At 41.9% G+C, this 16,124-nt stretch carries 22 protein-coding genes and 1 tRNA gene; 8 read left to right on the forward strand and 15 right to left on the reverse strand.

Annotated elements, in window-relative coordinates; all coding sequences use genetic code 11:
• Nucleotides 1–34 precede the first annotated feature (34 nt).
• Nucleotides 35–1,225: a tyrosine-type recombinase/integrase gene (locus tag ACH0BF_RS09050; protein ID WP_406909309.1), complete on the forward strand. Its 1,191-nt coding sequence runs from the start codon at nucleotides 35–37 to the stop codon at nucleotides 1,223–1,225.
• Nucleotides 1,226–1,300: 75 nt separating this feature from the next.
• On the opposite strand, the gene ACH0BF_RS09055 is transcribed toward ACH0BF_RS09050, so the two are convergent.
• From ACH0BF_RS09055 to ACH0BF_RS09065, 3 genes are all read right to left on the reverse strand, one after another.
• A tRNA-Val gene (locus ACH0BF_RS09055) sits at nucleotides 1,301–1,373 on the reverse strand.
• An 87-nt stretch (nucleotides 1,374–1,460) separates the two neighbouring features.
• Nucleotides 1,461–2,159 carry an ABC transporter permease gene (locus tag ACH0BF_RS09060; protein ID WP_340855887.1) on the reverse strand — a complete coding sequence of 233 codons (699 nt, stop codon included), beginning with the start codon at nucleotides 2,157–2,159 and terminating at the stop codon, nucleotides 1,461–1,463.
• Entirely contained in the window at nucleotides 2,156–2,944 is a 789-nt protein-coding gene (locus ACH0BF_RS09065; RefSeq protein WP_340855890.1) for an ATP-binding cassette domain-containing protein, read from the reverse strand. The genes ACH0BF_RS09060 and ACH0BF_RS09065 overlap by 4 nt, the downstream gene beginning before the upstream one ends.
• Nucleotides 2,945–3,024: 80 nt before the next feature.
• Here ACH0BF_RS09065 and ACH0BF_RS09070 point away from each other — a divergent pair, with 80 nt between their 5' ends.
• The 4 genes from ACH0BF_RS09070 to ACH0BF_RS09085 all read left to right on the forward strand — a co-directional run bounded on the left by ACH0BF_RS09070 (nucleotide 3,025) and on the right by ACH0BF_RS09085 (nucleotide 5,350).
• Nucleotides 3,025–3,252, forward strand: a complete 228-nt coding sequence (locus tag ACH0BF_RS09070; RefSeq protein ID WP_340855891.1) for a hypothetical protein — start codon at nucleotides 3,025–3,027, stop codon at nucleotides 3,250–3,252.
• 321 nt (nucleotides 3,253–3,573) lie between these two features.
• Nucleotides 3,574–4,299: an alpha/beta hydrolase gene (locus tag ACH0BF_RS09075; protein ID WP_120036518.1), complete on the forward strand. Its 726-nt coding sequence runs from the start codon at nucleotides 3,574–3,576 to the stop codon at nucleotides 4,297–4,299.
• A gap of 106 nt (nucleotides 4,300–4,405) precedes the next feature.
• Nucleotides 4,406–4,921 (forward strand): YjcG family protein, encoded by a 516-nt coding sequence (locus ACH0BF_RS09080; protein ID WP_120036517.1) that lies wholly within the window; start codon nucleotides 4,406–4,408, stop codon nucleotides 4,919–4,921.
• Nucleotides 4,922–4,927: 6 nt separating this feature from the next.
• Nucleotides 4,928–5,350 (forward strand): GNAT family N-acetyltransferase, encoded by a 423-nt coding sequence (locus tag ACH0BF_RS09085; RefSeq protein WP_406909310.1) that lies wholly within the window; start codon nucleotides 4,928–4,930, stop codon nucleotides 5,348–5,350.
• Between the two features lie 108 nt (nucleotides 5,351–5,458).
• Here the strand turns inward: ACH0BF_RS09085 and ACH0BF_RS09090 are convergent, their stop codons facing one another.
• The 7 genes from ACH0BF_RS09090 to ACH0BF_RS09120 all read right to left on the reverse strand — a co-directional run bounded on the left by ACH0BF_RS09090 (nucleotide 5,459) and on the right by ACH0BF_RS09120 (nucleotide 8,396).
• Nucleotides 5,459–5,722 (reverse strand): hypothetical protein, encoded by a 264-nt coding sequence (locus tag ACH0BF_RS09090; protein WP_340855895.1) that lies wholly within the window; start codon nucleotides 5,720–5,722, stop codon nucleotides 5,459–5,461.
• Nucleotides 5,723–5,808: 86 nt separating this feature from the next.
• Entirely contained in the window at nucleotides 5,809–6,066 is a 258-nt protein-coding gene (gene spoVIF, locus ACH0BF_RS09095) for a sporulation-specific transcription regulator SpoVIF (protein WP_120036514.1), read from the reverse strand.
• A 185-nt stretch (nucleotides 6,067–6,251) separates the two neighbouring features.
• Nucleotides 6,252–6,383, reverse strand: a complete 132-nt coding sequence (locus ACH0BF_RS09100; RefSeq protein ID WP_340855897.1) for a YjcZ family sporulation protein — start codon at nucleotides 6,381–6,383, stop codon at nucleotides 6,252–6,254.
• A gap of 79 nt (nucleotides 6,384–6,462) precedes the next feature.
• Nucleotides 6,463–6,819, reverse strand: a complete 357-nt coding sequence (spoVAE, locus tag ACH0BF_RS09105) for a stage V sporulation protein AE (protein WP_120036512.1) — start codon at nucleotides 6,817–6,819, stop codon at nucleotides 6,463–6,465.
• 26 nt (nucleotides 6,820–6,845) lie between these two features.
• Nucleotides 6,846–7,322, reverse strand: a complete 477-nt coding sequence (gene spoVAC, locus ACH0BF_RS09110; protein ID WP_340855900.1) for a stage V sporulation protein AC — start codon at nucleotides 7,320–7,322, stop codon at nucleotides 6,846–6,848.
• A gap of 12 nt (nucleotides 7,323–7,334) precedes the next feature.
• Nucleotides 7,335–7,787, reverse strand: coding sequence for a YhcN/YlaJ family sporulation lipoprotein (locus tag ACH0BF_RS09115; protein ID WP_120036511.1), 453 nt, complete (start codon nucleotides 7,785–7,787; stop codon nucleotides 7,335–7,337).
• Between the two features lie 246 nt (nucleotides 7,788–8,033).
• On the reverse strand, nucleotides 8,034–8,396 hold the full coding sequence (locus ACH0BF_RS09120; protein WP_340855904.1) for a DUF1360 domain-containing protein: 363 nt from the start codon (nucleotides 8,394–8,396) through the stop codon (nucleotides 8,034–8,036).
• A 122-nt stretch (nucleotides 8,397–8,518) separates the two neighbouring features.
• Here ACH0BF_RS09120 and ACH0BF_RS09125 point away from each other — a divergent pair, with 122 nt between their 5' ends.
• Entirely contained in the window at nucleotides 8,519–9,010 is a 492-nt protein-coding gene (locus ACH0BF_RS09125; protein ID WP_120036510.1) for a CotY/CotZ family spore coat protein, read from the forward strand.
• A gap of 139 nt (nucleotides 9,011–9,149) precedes the next feature.
• Here ACH0BF_RS09125 and ACH0BF_RS09130 read toward each other — a convergent pair whose 3' ends face one another.
• Nucleotides 9,150–9,686 carry a CotO family spore coat protein gene (locus tag ACH0BF_RS09130; protein ID WP_340855908.1) on the reverse strand — a complete coding sequence of 179 codons (537 nt, stop codon included), beginning with the start codon at nucleotides 9,684–9,686 and terminating at the stop codon, nucleotides 9,150–9,152.
• A gap of 289 nt (nucleotides 9,687–9,975) precedes the next feature.
• Here ACH0BF_RS09130 and ACH0BF_RS09135 point away from each other — a divergent pair, with 289 nt between their 5' ends.
• Entirely contained in the window at nucleotides 9,976–10,755 is a 780-nt protein-coding gene (locus tag ACH0BF_RS09135) for an enoyl-ACP reductase FabI (protein ID WP_340855909.1), read from the forward strand.
• Nucleotides 10,756–10,928: 173 nt separating this feature from the next.
• Here the strand turns inward: ACH0BF_RS09135 and ACH0BF_RS09140 are convergent, their stop codons facing one another.
• The gene (locus ACH0BF_RS09140; RefSeq protein WP_406909311.1) at nucleotides 10,929–12,785 is read right to left on the reverse strand and encodes a monovalent cation:proton antiporter family protein; all 1,857 of its coding nucleotides are present in this window, start codon (nucleotides 12,783–12,785) and stop codon (nucleotides 10,929–10,931) included.
• Nucleotides 12,786–12,907: 122 nt separating this feature from the next.
• Between ACH0BF_RS09140 and prpE the strand changes: the two genes are divergently transcribed.
• Nucleotides 12,908–13,645, forward strand: coding sequence for a bis(5'-nucleosyl)-tetraphosphatase PrpE (gene prpE, locus ACH0BF_RS09145; protein ID WP_340855913.1), 738 nt, complete (start codon nucleotides 12,908–12,910; stop codon nucleotides 13,643–13,645).
• Between the two features lie 118 nt (nucleotides 13,646–13,763).
• On the opposite strand, the gene ACH0BF_RS09150 is transcribed toward prpE, so the two are convergent.
• The 3 genes from ACH0BF_RS09150 to yjbM are packed head-to-tail and all read right to left on the reverse strand — an operon-like array spanning nucleotide 13,764 to nucleotide 16,124.
• A complete protein-coding gene (locus ACH0BF_RS09150) occupies nucleotides 13,764–14,663 on the reverse strand; it encodes an RluA family pseudouridine synthase (protein WP_340855915.1) in 900 nt (299 codons plus the stop codon).
• 4 nt (nucleotides 14,664–14,667) lie between these two features.
• Nucleotides 14,668–15,462 carry an NAD kinase gene (locus tag ACH0BF_RS09155; protein ID WP_120036504.1) on the reverse strand — a complete coding sequence of 265 codons (795 nt, stop codon included), beginning with the start codon at nucleotides 15,460–15,462 and terminating at the stop codon, nucleotides 14,668–14,670.
• Nucleotides 15,463–15,479: 17 nt separating this feature from the next.
• Nucleotides 15,480–16,124: a GTP diphosphokinase gene (gene yjbM / locus ACH0BF_RS09160; RefSeq protein WP_120036503.1), complete on the reverse strand. Its 645-nt coding sequence runs from the start codon at nucleotides 16,122–16,124 to the stop codon at nucleotides 15,480–15,482.

Genomic DNA, 16,124 nt, shown 5'->3' on the forward strand with positions numbered 1-16,124 from the left:
CTATACACTTATACAATGAAGGGAGATCTATTTAATGAGCTATTCAGGATCAGTACGCAAGGAAGGCAGTAAATGGTATTACGTGATTGAACAAGGAAAAGACTCGAATGGCAAGCGAAAGCAAAAAAAGAAGCGAGGCTTTAAAACACAGAAAGAAGCAAAAGCGGCTCTTACAAAAGCACTGCACGAACTGAATACAGGGACTTATATTGAGCCCTCATCACAAAAACTTGGTGAGTACTTAATACAATGGCTTGATTTTAAGAAAACAAGCGTTGCAGAGAGCACGTATAAAACGTATTACTACAACTTGAGAACTCATATTTTACCAGAGTTAGAGAATATCACTTTAGCCAACCTTAAGCCTATGCATATCCAGCAATTTTACGCCAAGCTGTTAAATGAAAAGCACTTGAATCATAACACAGTAAGGAAAGTTCATACGATGCTAGTGAATGCACTAGAACGAGCAGTAAAGTTCGATATGGTATTAAAAAATGCAGCAAAACTAGTTGATCCCCCGAAAGAATCGAAGAGCGAAATGGAAGTATGGGATGTAGATGAAGTGTTGACCTTTTTAGAAACCGCTAAAGAAAGTCATCTTTATATGGTCTACCTAATTGCCATTAACACTGGTATGAGACAAGGAGAAATCCTCGGACTTTCTTGGGAGGGCGTCAATTTGGATGATGGAGTTATCTATGTTAAACAAACATTGAGCAACGATGGGAAAACACTCAAAGCAACTACGAAAACAGCTGCAGGTATGCGTACTGTTGCAATACCAGACGAACTGATTGCTGAGCTAAAACGTCATAAATTAGAGCAAAAGAAACATCGTCTGCGGGTAGGTTCGCTTTATACAGATATGAATCTTGTCAACGCCACTGAAGTAGGTACTCCTATTAATCCGAGTAATCTTAGACGCAACTTCAAAATCTTCATAAAAAAGGCTGGGGTTAAGAACATTCGTTTCCACGACCTCCGGCATACCCATGCAACTCTGTTATTAAAGCAAGGTGTTCATCCAAAGATTGTATCCGAGCGGCTTGGACATGCTGATACCCGTATGACCCTAGATCGGTATAGCCACCTTCTTCCCAACATGCAAAAAGAGACAGCGAAGAGATTCGGTGAATTACTGTTTGGCCAGAAAGATCAATCACACATTAGTGACCAGAATGAGATCAAAGAGACGCTTGAAGCCTACGTGACCAATTGGTGACCAGTTGCACCTTTTTATACTGCTAGGGTATGAGGACAAAATAAAAAAGCCCTTGATATCAAGGGCTTTTTGGTATGATTCCGACTGGGTTCGAACCAGCGACCTCTACCCTGTCAAGGTAGCGCTCTCCCAGCTGAGCTACGGAATCGTTCAACTGACAAGTTCTATTCTATGAAAATTCTGGTCAGTTGTCAACGGATATTTTGTTTTTCTTGGAGAAGTTTTCTATTGGTTATTAATTTACTTTTTCCCTCATCAAAAACAGACTTCTTAATACTATGAATCCAATAATCACGTAAGCTACACTCCAGACAATCCCTACCGGATGGTCATACATTCCTTCTTTTATCGTATTGGATACTGCCGTCACAGGTGGCAGGATAAAAACGATCCACTTTAATGCTTCTGGAAGCACATCCATGATTTTAGAGCCAGCAATGGCCGCACAGACGACAAAGGCGCTGCCGCTCCACGAGTATTTTTTCCCGCCCATGCTAGTGGCGCTAAAGAGACTGCCTGTAAAGAGACCTAACATCACAAAAACAATGTGACCGTATAAAAAGAGACCTATGCGTTCGCTTGTGAGCGGTTCTGCGAAGATTCCTAACACTATCGGCATCATAAATGAAACAGCCGCGAGTATGAGGCCGCCCAAAAAAACGACGACCATTTTGCCGTAAAGAAAGTGTTCTCTTTTTCGCATATACGAGAGCAAAATGAGTTTTTCACTGCCTTTTTCCAAGTTAAAAACGATCATGGTGAGCCATACCACTACTGGATAGAGAAAGAACGCCGAGATCGAGTGGCTGTCAGCGATCGGCAAGTTTTGATAAGAGTATTGACTAAAGAGCCAGGCTACATACAAAATTGCTGGCGGCATCCATTTCAGTGAGTGAAATAGAGAGAGCATCTGATAAGTAACAAATGTTTTCATCGTGCTTCCTTCTCCTTCACTTCGATAATATGCCCGCTGTTTTTCAGAATCTCGCCGATCGTTTTATCTGACTCTGTTTCTTCAACAGTCAGCCGGTAAGTATCACCCACTAATTGAACAGCCTTCAGTCTGTTTTCATTCATTCGATAGGTAATCTCCATCAGATGGCTCGTTCGCTGTACAGGTGAGAGTGAGGTAAGATGACCATTCTCTAGAATAGCGATATGTGTAGCGAGCTGATAAGCCAGCTCGGTTTCATGAAGGGTGAATACAGTTGTCCCTTTCCACTCCATCAACAAACTAGCCGCTATCTGAACACTGCTTTCATCCATGCCGGTGAACGGTTCGTCGAGAAAAAGCACCTCTGCCTTTTTCATTAAAGCCTGGATAAAGCCAGCTTTTTGCTTCGTTCCCTTCGAACATTTTTTTAATGGAGTATCTAGAAAAGGTTCAAGCCCGAACAGCCTCGCATAGTGAGCCGCCTTCTCTCCTTCCTGTCTGCGGTCCATCCCGGCGAGCAGCTGCAAATAGTTCTTCACGGTGAATGAAAGATGCTCAGGAAAGTGCTCCGGCACATAGGCATACGAGGTGAAATTCCGTTGAATTCTTCCAGTCTGCGGTTCGCTGATTCCTGCCAGCAGCTTAATAAGTGAGCTTTTTCCTGAACCATTGGCTCCCATGACAGCAACAGACACTCCCGTTTCTACCTCCATCGTTATCCTCTTTAAAATATCTTTCCCATTCACCGAAAATCCAGCTTCTGTTGCCTCAATTATTTTCCCCATGTCTTCCCCCTTAATGTTGTTATTTGATTTGCATAAAGAACGCATGTTCGTGTATAATAAGAACAAGGAGCTGATCTTACATGAATGCTTTATTACTGCGAAGCCAGCGTGAAAATTTGCCTCTTGTCATTATGTATCAGGCTCAGGACGGCACGATCACAAGACGCAATATTGTTGTGAAGTCCCTTTCGTCATCTGCTGTCTATGCCTACTGCTTTTATCGCAAACAAAAGCGGCGCTTTTTGCTTTCTAATATACTTGCGGCTTATCCTGCTTCCATTTTACGAAGAAACAGCCAATCCGCCTAATTTTTCTCACGGCTTCTCTACGCGTAGGCAAAAGCTGATTGAGAACGCTTATTTTTCAATCCTAACGTTCATAAGCAACAAGGAAAGCGCGTCTTTGTTAATAGTCTAAGCCGGCCTGATTTTTCAGGGCGGCTTTTTTATTTTATTATAGTAAAAAAATCCATTTGTGAACAATGCTGGATAACCGTTAAGGTACAGATACTGCAACTATTCCAATTACGAGCGGGTAGCCCTTAGTTTAGGAAGGCTTCATCCCTTACTGCCCGGCTCAATTGTGCTAAAATCAAAGATGGATAACTATTAATTATTTGGAGGTTCGCTATGGCGATAAAGCGCGGCACAATCACAGATGAAACGATTTATTCGAAGGAGCTTGATGAGGAAATCGAGCTGCTTGTATACCTTCCAGCGAATTTTTCCCCGTTATATAAATATTCGCTGTTAATTGCCCAAGATGGGAAAGACTATTTTCAGATGGGGCGTATTCCGCGTATAGCCGATGAACTGCTCGCGGAAGAACAAATTGAGAATCTCATTATTGTCGGTGTTCCTTATCGAAATGCGGAAGACCGATGGCAAAAATATCATCCGGACGGGCAAAAACAGGAAGCGTACATTCGCTTTTTAGCGCACGAGCTCGTGCCATTTCTAGATGAAAAGTATCCTGGCTATCATGTTGGCTACGGACGGGCACTTGCCGGTGACTCACTGGCAGCTACGGTCTCCCTAATGGCTGCCCTGCGCTATCCGCATACGTTCGGGAAAGTAATTATGCACTCTCCACATGTAGATGACAAGGTCATGAATGCTGTCAGTGAAGCAGAGGATTATAAACACCTGAGCCTTTACCATGTCATTGGTCTGGAAGAAACAAAAGTTACGAGAATGAATGGAGAAACCGATGATTTCCTGACACCGAACCGCTCGCTTCACGACCTTTTTTACGAGAAAGGCTTTGAGTGCTTTTATGATGAATTCCAAGGGGGACATACATGGAAATTTTGGCAGCCTGACTTAAAACGCGCATTGCTCACAATGTTTGAATAAAAACATTTTCGCAGAAAAGTGTCTTTTCTATGGAATATTGAGAAAATTTGTTATAATAGAAAGATGATTCATAATTATTTTTTATTTATAAGGAGTGAGAAAGAACATGAAACTAGGTATCGTTATTTTCCCATCAAAAAAACTTCAGGATCTCGCTAATTCCTACCGAAAGCGATATGACCCTCACTATGCACTCGTTCCGCCTCACATTACACTAAAAAGTGCATTTGAAGCCGATGAAAGCGATCTAAAGCACTTAACAAGCCAGCTAGAAGAAGTCGCTAAAAAACATCAGCCATTCTCGTTCCACCTCAGCAAAGTAAAGACTTTCCATCCATTGAATAATGTGATTTATTGGAAAGTTGATCCAAGTGATTCATTGACTGCCTTGAATGAAGATTTGTATCAAGAGGATATGATTGGCGGCAAGCCTGAATATGCCTTTGTGCCTCACCTAACTATTGGACAAAAGCTGTCAAACTTGGAGCACGATGATGTGTACAATTCTTTGAAAATGACAGACATTGACCATGAAGAAACAGTGGATCGTTTCCATTTGCTTTACCAGCTGGAAAACGGTTCATGGACAGTATATGAAACATTCTTACTCGGAAAGGGATAATCACTAGTGAAAGTAATTACTGTAAAAAACGAGCAGGAACGTGAACACGCTTATGACGTCCGCAAGAAGGTCTTTGTAGAAGAACAGCGTGTTCCTCTCGATATAGAGATTGATGAATATGAAGATTCCGCGGTACATTTCGTTTTATATGATGGGAACAAGCCATGTGGAGCCGGACGTTTCCGCATAAAAGACGGCCTTGGCAAAGCAGAGCGTATTTGTATTTTACCTGATTACCGCGGTAAAGGAGCCGGACGTCTAATTATGGAAGCCGTCGAGGCGCAAGCCAGAGAGCAAAAGGTCCCAGCTTTGAAACTCGATGCCCAGGTGCATGCCATCCCATTTTATGAACGTCTCGGTTATGAAATTATCTCAGAAGAATTCATGGATGCCGGCATTCCACACAAATCCATGAAAAAAGATTTTTAACTACAAATTCTCTCTTATCTATATAAGAACCAGATGCTAAACAAAAAAGCTGTTCCACTTAGACGAGTGGAACAGCTTTTTTCTATGGACCGAAAACCTGTCTTTAAGCTAGGCAAACCTATCAATTTGTACACCTTTGCCGCTTATTTTTGCAAGGTGGACCTGGAAAGCTTCATATTCTTTTTTCTTTGATAGACGGGCCTCTGTACGATCATCCGAAGCCATCGTTGCATCAGAATTGTTATCAAGTATCTTGCCAAAAGAAACTCTTTCTACAGGATCAATGGATGAATAGCTATCACCAACATGATTCACTACGCGTTCTTGATACTGATTGTATTGATATTGCGGGATCGGCAGGATGTAGCCCATTTTTCTTTTCTCCTCTCTTCACAAAACTTTTTTCTTCTTTACCCAAGTTTTAAATAAATTAAACATTTTTTTGAATTTTCCTTCTTTTATTTCTTTTTATTTAACATATCTGTAATTGTTTGCATATCAAGCTTTTGTCCATCTTTTACAATTGACTGTACAATCTGGTCTTCGAGCTGTTGCGGTACAGGCTTGTTAGCAAGGGCTGATACCCGTTTAATAATCCCCCGAACTGTCCGTTCATCTTTAAAGTTAGCATTTTGCAAAGAATTTGCCAGTTCCATGATGTCCTTCATCCGCACGCCTGTTTTTTGTTCAATATTTTTAAAAAACCCATTTTCCAACTTGGTTCATCCCCCTTCTGTTCTTTTTCATCTTATGCTCCATTTTCAAAAAAGTTCATCATGATGAACACAGAAAAACGGCCTGTCCTTTGCTTAGAAAAGAGGGATCTTCTATTTATTGAAACAGCAAAAAAGCTAACGTAAATGGAATGTTGCATGGTCCGTTTACGTCAGCTCGACAGCCATTAGCAGGCGTAAAAGCTTGCTCCGACAATAATTAACAAAATGAAAAGCACCACAATCAACACGAATGTTGATGTACCGCGATAACCATAGCCGCCGTAACCACAGCCGCCATATCCGTAACCATAGCCCATCTTTATCACCTCGCTTTTCATCTTTACACTGTTACTATATGAGGAAAACGAGGATGCGTTTGGGCAAATGACATGAAGATTAACCTTTTGGCTTAAATACAGCGGCACCGATAAATCCAAAAACAATCGCTGCAGAAATCCCAGAGCTCGTGACTTCAAACATACCGGTCAGAACACCGACCAGACCATGCCTCTCTGCTTCCTGCATCGCTCCCGCAACAAGCGAGTTTCCAAAGCTTGTAATTGGAATGGTCGCCCCTGCTCCGGCAAAATCAATTAATGGCTCATACAAGTCAAAGCCGGCAAGAATAGCCCCTGCCACTACCAATGTGCTAAGCGTATGGCCTGGTGTTAGCTTGCCCACATCCATCATTAGCTGTCCGATCACACAAATCAGACCGCCGATGACAAAAGCCCAAAAAAACATTGCCAGCATTTTTTCTTCTCCTTCCTTATAATGAATTACAGCCCGCCCCACTGCATCAGAATAGTCTTGATTAACGCTATAACAAATGCGGCAAACACGCCGAACAGTATAACCGAACCAGCCAGCTTAAACATATTCCCTCCGACCCCTAACACGAAGCCTTCTGTTCGATGTTCGATCGCTGCAGAGATCACCGCATTTCCAAACCCTGACACAGGTACAGAGCTTCCTGCTCCAGCATACTGCCCCAAATGATCATAAATGCCAAACCCCGTCAACAGCATAGCAAGAAACACCACAGTGGCTACTGTTGGATTGCCAGCTGTTTGTTCAGTAAAGTTAAAAAAGTAAATAAAGAAATAAGTAATCGCCTGACCAATCGTGCAAATCACTCCACCAACAAAAAAAGCACGCAGGCAATTTTTAAGAACTGGCCGCTTTAACTCATGCTTCTGATTGAGTTTATCGTACTGTTGCTGGGTAGGTGTCTTTTTTTCATTGTTGTTAGCCATAGGTCCTCTCCTTTATGTCCGCTCTTGTTTTAATTTAATAATTTCATGAAGCCGCTTGTCCGCTTCTTTATCATTTGTTTTGCCGGAATCGATATCTTCGCGAAGACGGACCGCTTCAAGAAAAATTTTATAATCGCTTGATACGATAAAGGTTTCCTGACCATATTCCTTTTCAAGACGCTCTTTTAAGTTTTTTTCAATTTTCTTCATTTGAAAACGGTCCAAATGACGGACTTTGTAAGCAACAAGGATATTATGGTCTCCTTTAATAACAGCGGCATCGTAAATTTCTTTTATCGCTTCTACTTCTTTACGGATATTTTCCACAGAAACCCCGTTTTTTTCAATTTGTATTGGCTCCGGATTCGTTGTTTTTAGTAAAGCAAGCCGGCTGTCGTCCCTTTCTTTCTGAAAGCCACATCCCGCCAGTAGTACAGCTGCCAATACATAAATGACCGCCTTCATGTTCTTCCTCCATTCTTCTTTCATTTACCGCTTAGTTTTTTCTGTTTTTCTGTTTTTATTTATCCAAAAGAAAAAACCGCCCTCATTGAGACGGTTTTTTTTTCTTTTTCTTCTTTCCTGTACAGCCGCATGATGATTTCTTTTTCGGTTTTTTATTTCCGTAATTCGGGTTTAGATACTCATTCATTCATTGTTCACATCCTTTTCTCTCTATCACATTATTGTATGATGTCACATATAAATGAGTTAATCTGATTCCCTAATCAATCGCTGTACAACCGACTCAATTAATGCGGCACCACCGGCTACAGCAAGAATAATTAAAAAGAACCATCCAATTGGCGGAAAAAATAGATAGAGCAAGCAGCAAAAAGCAGAAGCCCATACTCCAGTGCACCAATAGCAGCTCAGCATGCGTCCAATCCATCCCCTCAACCCATGGGGCCTTGGCACAATAAATAGTTCCTTTTCCCCTGTTTCTGTAGTTTCTTCTACTTCAATAAAAAAGGGAGCTCGAAACCTCTCCATAATATCATCGAAGACGAGCAGTCTTGTCAGCCTGAAAGACGAAAGGAAAAGAACAACAAGATCGAGCATTGTAATAGTCATCGTTTATCCTTTCTTTTCATACACAAATTTTCCTGTTAAACACGGCAATTGTCCGTACCCATTTGGCATAAACGCCATATGTTAATAATGTAAGAAAATAACCCGAAGAAAGGAGCTTACTCATGAGCTGTAAATGCAACGATAACCATTCTAGTTGTGTTTGTGAAGTTCTGCGAGCTATCCAAGATCTTCAAGATGCAGCAGACCGTGATGATTGCAGGGGCTGTAAAGATTGTTTGACGGAACCTCTTGGCGATTTAGCTGGTGTCCGCGATATAGCCGATACCCGTGTTTTCACATTAACATTAAAAGACGGTTCCCCATTCTTTGCTTTCTTTAAGTCCAAAGACTCTGACCACGGCCACTGTGATGCTTGCGTTTCTATATTCTTCCGCGTGGAAGAGGTGTTCGATAACTGCTGTGCGCGTCTTCGTGTGTTGAAACCAATAAAAGATCATAGAGCAGTCAATCTTGCAGAAGGATCTGGTATTGATCTCTGCAAGGTGTGTGAAGTGGAAGATTTCGAAAAAACATTCAGCTGCATTACTGTTGATTTAAATTGCTTCTGCGCTGTTCAATGCATCAAAGATATTGATTTAGATATTTGTGACTAGTGAAAAAAGAAAAGCAGCGGTTGTTGCCGTTGCTTTTTCATTTGTAAACTGGAGCTCCATCCATTCATATTCTGATAAACCCCTCTTAATTATTTACGATTCTAAAGAGAAGAACCTATTGATCCAGGGCGCTCATTTTTTACAACGGACCAAGTAATTGAATATGCTGCAAATCTTTTCGTTCAATGATGACCGTTTCACCCTTTAATGTTTGTACTTTCAGCTGATCTGGAGAGACTTCACGGAGTATGCCTTTATGAGAAACCTCTCCACAATCAAATACACAGGGAAGGGAAGTAAACTGGGTCATTAAGTGTTGAAGCTTTTCATCCATCTCCATGTCATAAAATCTCTTGACTGGCCTCATGCCTCTCCAGACAGGCTGTTCCCCAATTTCTTGCTTTTCTTCCACCAATGGTTCACTTTCTACAGGAGCTGTCTCCGGCTCTTTTTTTCTCTTTTTGCTCTCTGCCATCATCGGTTTTTCCCTTTTCACAGCTTCATGAATTCGGTTCTCTGGCTCTTTACTCTCCTGTTTATCTTCTACCTGCTTTTCTTTTATTTGCTCTGGCTGACTTCTCGTGTGATAAGTGCTTTGCATTACAGGTTCCGGAAAAACAAATTCGGGCTGATGAATATACATAAGCGGCTCGCGCTTTTCTTTATTTTTCTTCATACTTACACCTCCTGCAAGGCTTTCTTTTCATTTATATGCCTGTTCTCCTCATTTCATGAAAAAAACAAAAAACCCGCCTTGGGTGGGTTTTCAGACTGTAGACAAACTCAATGAAATTCGAGAGTTTGCTGCAGTGTTTTTTATTTTGATTGTAAATGTGGGCTGTTGATTTCCATTCCAGGGAACGATTAATGAATAATAGTAAATTCAAATATAGTTTCAGATGCTAAAACCAGGTATAATAAAAAACGTATATAAATTAACTATCAATAATTAATTGGAGGATAAAATGGAAGATTTACTTAAACTAGAAGGAAAAAACGTGGTTGTGACTGGGGTAGCCAATGAGCGAAGTATTGCTTGGGGCATTGCACAATCTCTTTATAAAGCTGGGGCAAATGTAATTTATACATACCGCTTAGACAGATCCCTGCAAAAATTGACCAAGCTATTAGAAAAAAACGGGCACCCAACAGATTTGATTTTCCAATGTGATGCAAATGATGATGAAAGTATTCACAAAGCATTTACAGAAATTGGCGAAAGAGTAGGAGTCATTCATGGAATCGTGCATTCCATTGCTTTTGCTCACGCTGAAGATTTACATGGTGAGTTTATTCATACATCAAGAGATGGCTTTGCGTTTGCACATGATACAAGTGCATATTCATTAATTGCCATTGCAAGAGAAGCGAAGCCTTTTATGACAGAAGGTGGCTCTATTGTGACCATGAGTTATTTAGGCGCACAACGTGCAGTTGAGAAATACAACCTTATGGGGATCGCAAAAGCCGCTCTTGAATCAAGCGTAAGATATTTAGCGCTCGAATTAGGAAAAGATGATATCAGAGTAAATGCTGTTTCTGCTGGAGCTATTAGAACACTAGCAGCAAAAGGCATCCCTGGATTTAACGACATACTAAGAATTATTGAAGAAAAAGCACCTTTAAAACGCAATGTTACACAAGAAGAAGTTGGCGACATGACAGTTGGGATGTTAAGCCATTTATCACGGAGTGTTACTGGACAAGTCATTTACGTTGACTCCGGTTATAATATCGTAGGTTAACCTTTTGAATCCAAAAAAGCATCGGTTTGTGTTTTCTCAACCGATGCTTTTTATATGAAAAATTCAAAGAACAGGAAAATCTTTAATTGAAAAGCATCGGTTTAAAATTCGGCCAATAGCCAAAAAATAAGCGCCCAAAGCCTTTCAGGACGCTGTTACATTTCTTTTTGCATTTAACCGCCGTACTCTAATTCCACTTTCAGCTCATCTACATATTCCTTTGATCCAGTTAAAATCAACCGATCATGCAGGCGGAGCTCGGTATCCCCATGAGGAACAATGGATTCGTTACCCCGGAATATCCGAACGAAGATCACATCGCCGGTGAATGGAAAATTCCTAAGGGTTAGACCTTCGTAATTGTCATTCATCAATTCTACTTCATATAGCGAAGTTTCTTTATTCGTCAGGATGCTAATGATGCTCGGCGACTCAATCAGAGCACGCAGAAGCGCTTTGGCAGAAAGGAAGTAAGAAAAGGTTTCGATGCCTTCTTCTATTAATTTTTTCTCTGTTTCTTCTTTTTCCACGTGGGCAATAACACGTTCGGTTCCCTTGGACTTAGCTGCCATCGCCAGCTGTGCATTTTGCTCTAAATCACCGGTCGCAAATACCACAATATCAGCAGCGAACACACCGGTATTCTCGAGCGTATCAACCGTAAGATCATCAAGTTCCTCGACATCAAATAATGAATTGCTTAAGTTATTCTCTTCTGCGTCTGATTTTTTCCGGTAAACAACGGTATCATATAGAGCCGACTTTAATTCTTTAGAGATCGGCATTGTATACTGGTTGGCACCGACAAATACAATGTTAATCCGCTTTTCTTCTTTCATATAAGGCGGAAAGAGCTTTTTAAAGACCACTGGCGTAATTAAGCAAGTAAGCACCGCTACAAGAACGAGCAGACCACTCATTTGGGAAGTGATGACTCCGACCCGTTCAGCGATTTTGGCCGCAGCAATAACCAGTGATAAAGTAGATGTCAGCAAAAAGGCCGAAGCCATTACCGTTTTCATGTCGTACCATTTTCTTAAGTAAAGAAGCGGCAGAATCTTAGAAATAAAAAATGCAATCATTAACAGGGGAATAAGCAGCAGCATCTTCTTATCGCTTAGCAGTGACCACAGATCGAGTTCGACCCCGACCATCACAAAGAAAATCGGGATTAGAAAACCATAGCCGAACGAATCCAGCTGACGAACGAGTTCATGGTTGGGAGCGAGCAGCGAAACAAGAACTCCGGCCAGAAAAGCCCCAAGGATATTTTCCGCCCCTACATATTCTGACAAAGCAACGAGCACAATCATTAATGTAAACACTGCCCTCGTGCCGATCTGCACCGTGCTCGTAGACAACGCTTCAAAAAGAGGTTTGTTTTTGAAACGCTTGGCAATGAAATAAAGAAGGACTCCAACAGCAAACAGCACGAGCAGAAGCCACATGTTTCCCCCATCCGATCCATTTACCGACACGAATACAGCGAGCAAAATCATCGTGACGAGATCGGCAATGACGGCGACAAGCAAAATGATTTGTCCAATGACGGTTTTCATCAAATGAGCTTCTTTTAATGTCGGCACGACCACCCCAAGAGAGATTGTCGAGATAATCAATGTCATTAAGAAGGCGTCCTCAATTAAATGAAGCAGGACAAATAAGTAAGAGAGGCCGAAGGATAGCACTAAGATGCCGGTAAAAATCATTAAAGCAGCAGCAAAGGCATTAGGCTCTTCTTTCCCTGGCAGCATTCTCGATGTTTCTTTTTTCTTGTTGGAAAATGCCGAAAAATCAATTTCGAGCCCGCTCAAAAACATCAAAAAGAGGAATCCGAGCGTGGAAAGTGTTTCCAGCCAGACATCTTGATCAACTATATTAAAACCGCTTTGTCCAATGATCAAGCCAACAATAATTTCCGCGATAACAACTGGGATAAAGTTCAACTTCAACCGGTGCAAAATAATAGGGGTTAAAAAAGCGGCAACAATAACAATAACTAATGAAATCAATGAACCATCCTCTTCCATGCAATCCCCTCCTTTTCCATAAAATTGTTGTGCCTTTCACTACTATAGCAAAAGGAGTGTAAATGTTCTTTTATTATAACTTGCAGTATGATAAAGATAACCATAAAAGGAGTGCCTCTCATATGAAGATTGATATTATTGGAGATATTCACGGCTGCTTTACGGAATTGAAAGAGTTAACGAATAAATTAGGTTATTCATGGGAAAGCGGACTTCCTGTTCATCCCCACAACCGTGTGCTTGGTTTTGTCGGCGATTTAACTGACCGCGGTCCAGACTCTGTCCGTGTAATTGAAACGGTCTACGGCTTATGGGAAAAAAAGCTTGCGTACTATTCCCCCGGCAACCATTGCAATAAGCTATACCGAATGCTGATCGGCAATAAAGTAAAAATTAATAACGGATTGGAAACAACAGTCGACGAGTTAAATGCGTTGGATAACCGTCATTACAAGCGGGTAAAAAAGCAATTCATCACCCTGTATGAGCAATCCCCTCTTTATCAAATTCTTGATGACAGCAACTTAATTATCGCCCATGCAGGCATTCGTGAAAAGGACATTGGCAAATACACTTCTAAAGTAAAAACATTTGTCCTATATGGTGATATCACTGGCGCTGCCGACATTGATGGCTTTCCGATCCGGCGCGATTGGGCCAAGCATTATCACGGCGAGCCGTGGATCGTCTATGGACATACTCCAACACGAGACGTACGCATCATCAACCGCACGGCCAATATTGATACAGGTGCCGTTTTTGGCGGATCATTGACCGCCTTTCGTTATCCTGAAAAACAAACGGTCTCTGTGCCGTCCTCTATGCCATTTATTGCCGAGAAATTCCGCCCAATTGAATAAACACAAAGTGGTCCGCCAACAACCTTCCTAGGGGGACCACTTATCGTCACCTCTGCTCTTGTTAGGGCAGAGGTATTTTATTAATTAGTTATCTTACTTATCACTCTGGTCAAGCGGTTCAAGATGGTCTCGCTTGATCGATTACTGCTTGCATATCCTTCGGTAGAGAGCGTTCAAAGTGCAATAGCTGCTTTGTAATCGGATGCGAAAAAGACAACTTGCCACAGTGAAGGGCCTGCCGATTCATTTCTTTTATAGAGCCTCCATACAATTCGTCACCGAGCAATGGATGGCCAATATAAGCCATATGAACACGAATTTGGTGAGTCCGGCCTGTTTGCAGCTGAAGCGCCACCCGTGTAAAATCTGAAAATGACTCCAGCACGTTAAAATACGTGCATGCGTATTGTCCGTCTTCTCTTACTTCTCGCTCAATAATACTTGTTTCCTTGCGCCCGATCGGCTTCTCGATGATGCCGTTTTGCGATAGCAATCTTCCTTCAGCTAACGCCTCATAGGCTCGGGAAATTTGATTATTTTTCTGCATTTTGGAACATAGGTGATGAACGTGCCGATGCTTCGCAATTAGCACGAGACCCGATGTATCACGGTCAAGTCTCGTAACGATATGTATAGTTGCATCGATTCTTTGTTCCTCATAATAACCAAGCAGTCCATTGGCGAGACTGCCTGACGGATGCTCCCGGGAGGGGATGGTGGTCATCCCTGCCGGCTTTTCTACAACGAGTAAATAATCGTCTTCATATATAATAGAAAGCGGGAACCGCTCTTTCAATATGCCCTCACTCGGTGTTTCTCTCGGAAAAAGAACCTCTACTTCATCTCCTGCCTTTAATAAAAAGCGGACATTCTCTTCTTGACCATTCACTGCAATACGGCCGCCGCCGAATTTAATATCTGTCAGCGCCCGCTTAGAAATTTGCTGCTCAGCTAAAAAATCCCTTAACAGCTTTTGGTTATCTCGTTCTTCCGCCATCCATTTCAGCTGAAATCTCATTGTTTCAACTACTCACGAAAGAATCGTGCACTCTTTTCCAAAATGGGAAAGGACGGAAGCGGGCAAAACGAATTTTCTCATTAGCCACCCGGTACTGGATCGACTTTACATCTTTATGAAGCAAGGTTAAGTGATCAATCGTAACGAGAAAGTCAGACCGGTTAACCGGCTTCAGCATACACGTATGATGAGCGGGCAAAATTAACGGCGATCCTACTGTCCGGAACACACGGTTGTTAATGGAGGCCATTTCAGCAAGCTGCAGCGCACGAATAGATGGATGCAAAATGGCGCCCCCCAAAGCTTTATTATAGGCTGTACTTCCCGATGGAGTAGAGATACACAACCCATCGCCCCGAAAGCGTTCGAATTGATCTCCGCGAATTTCGACATCCATGACAAGCGTGCCATCCACAGCCTTGACGGTAGACTCATTTAATGCCAAATACCGCGTTTCTTTTCCACCGTGCTGGTAACGGATAATGGCCTCTAGAAGCGGATATTCGATAATTTGATACGGTGTGCGGGCGATAGCGATGACGAGCTTTTCAATTTCATCCGGCACCCAATCGGCGTAAAAGCCAAGATGCCCGGTATGAACGCCGACAAAGGCAGTTTTATCCAGACGCTCAATGTAACGATGGAAAGCGTATAAAAGCGTCCCATCTCCACCGACAGAAATGACAATATCTGGCCTGTTCTCATCATAGGTTAACTTAAAGTCGAGCAAATAGGCCCGAATCTTATGCATTAACGCATTAGATTTGGCATCTCCCTTGGATGTTACTGCAAACTTCATGTAAAACCACCTTCTTCCTATTCTTTCGTTCTGTGGTCCTTCACCTGCTCTTTTTTCTTCGTAAAAAATGCTTGAGCTTCTTTAATCTCCTCACGAATAAGCGACATTTCCTCGTCCAGTCGGAAAGCAGCCTCTGCCGCTCTCTCCAGCCTCATTAAAATTTCTTCTGGAAATTGTCCATCATATTTATAATTTAATGAATGCTCAATAGTTGCCCAGAAATTCATTGCCAGCGTCCGGATTTGAATTTCGGCCAGGATTTTCTTTTCGCCGTGGATGGTTTGCACCGGATACTCGATGACCATATGGTAAGAACGATAGCCGCTCGGCTTTTTATGGGAAATATAGTCCTTCTCTTCGATGATCTTAAAGTCTTTGCGCATGCGCAGTTTCTTGACGACTTTAATAATATCATCAACAAACTGGCACATCATACGGACGCCAGCAATGTCCTGCATCTCCGTTTCAAGCCGGTCCAAAGAAATGTTTTTATCTTTCGCTTTGTCAAGAATGCTGGCAATCGGTTTCACGCGTCCTGTAACAAATTCAATCGGTGAATGCTCATCCCCATATTCAAACTGTTTTCGCATTCCTTTCAGCTTCACTTTTAACTCATCCACCGCTTGTTTATAAGGTATTAAAAACTCATCCCAATTTATCAT

The sequence above is a fragment of the Pseudobacillus sp. 179-B 2D1 NHS genome (genome assembly GCF_045370945.1).
Classification (GTDB): Bacteria; Bacillota; Bacilli; order Bacillales; family Domibacillaceae; genus Pseudobacillus.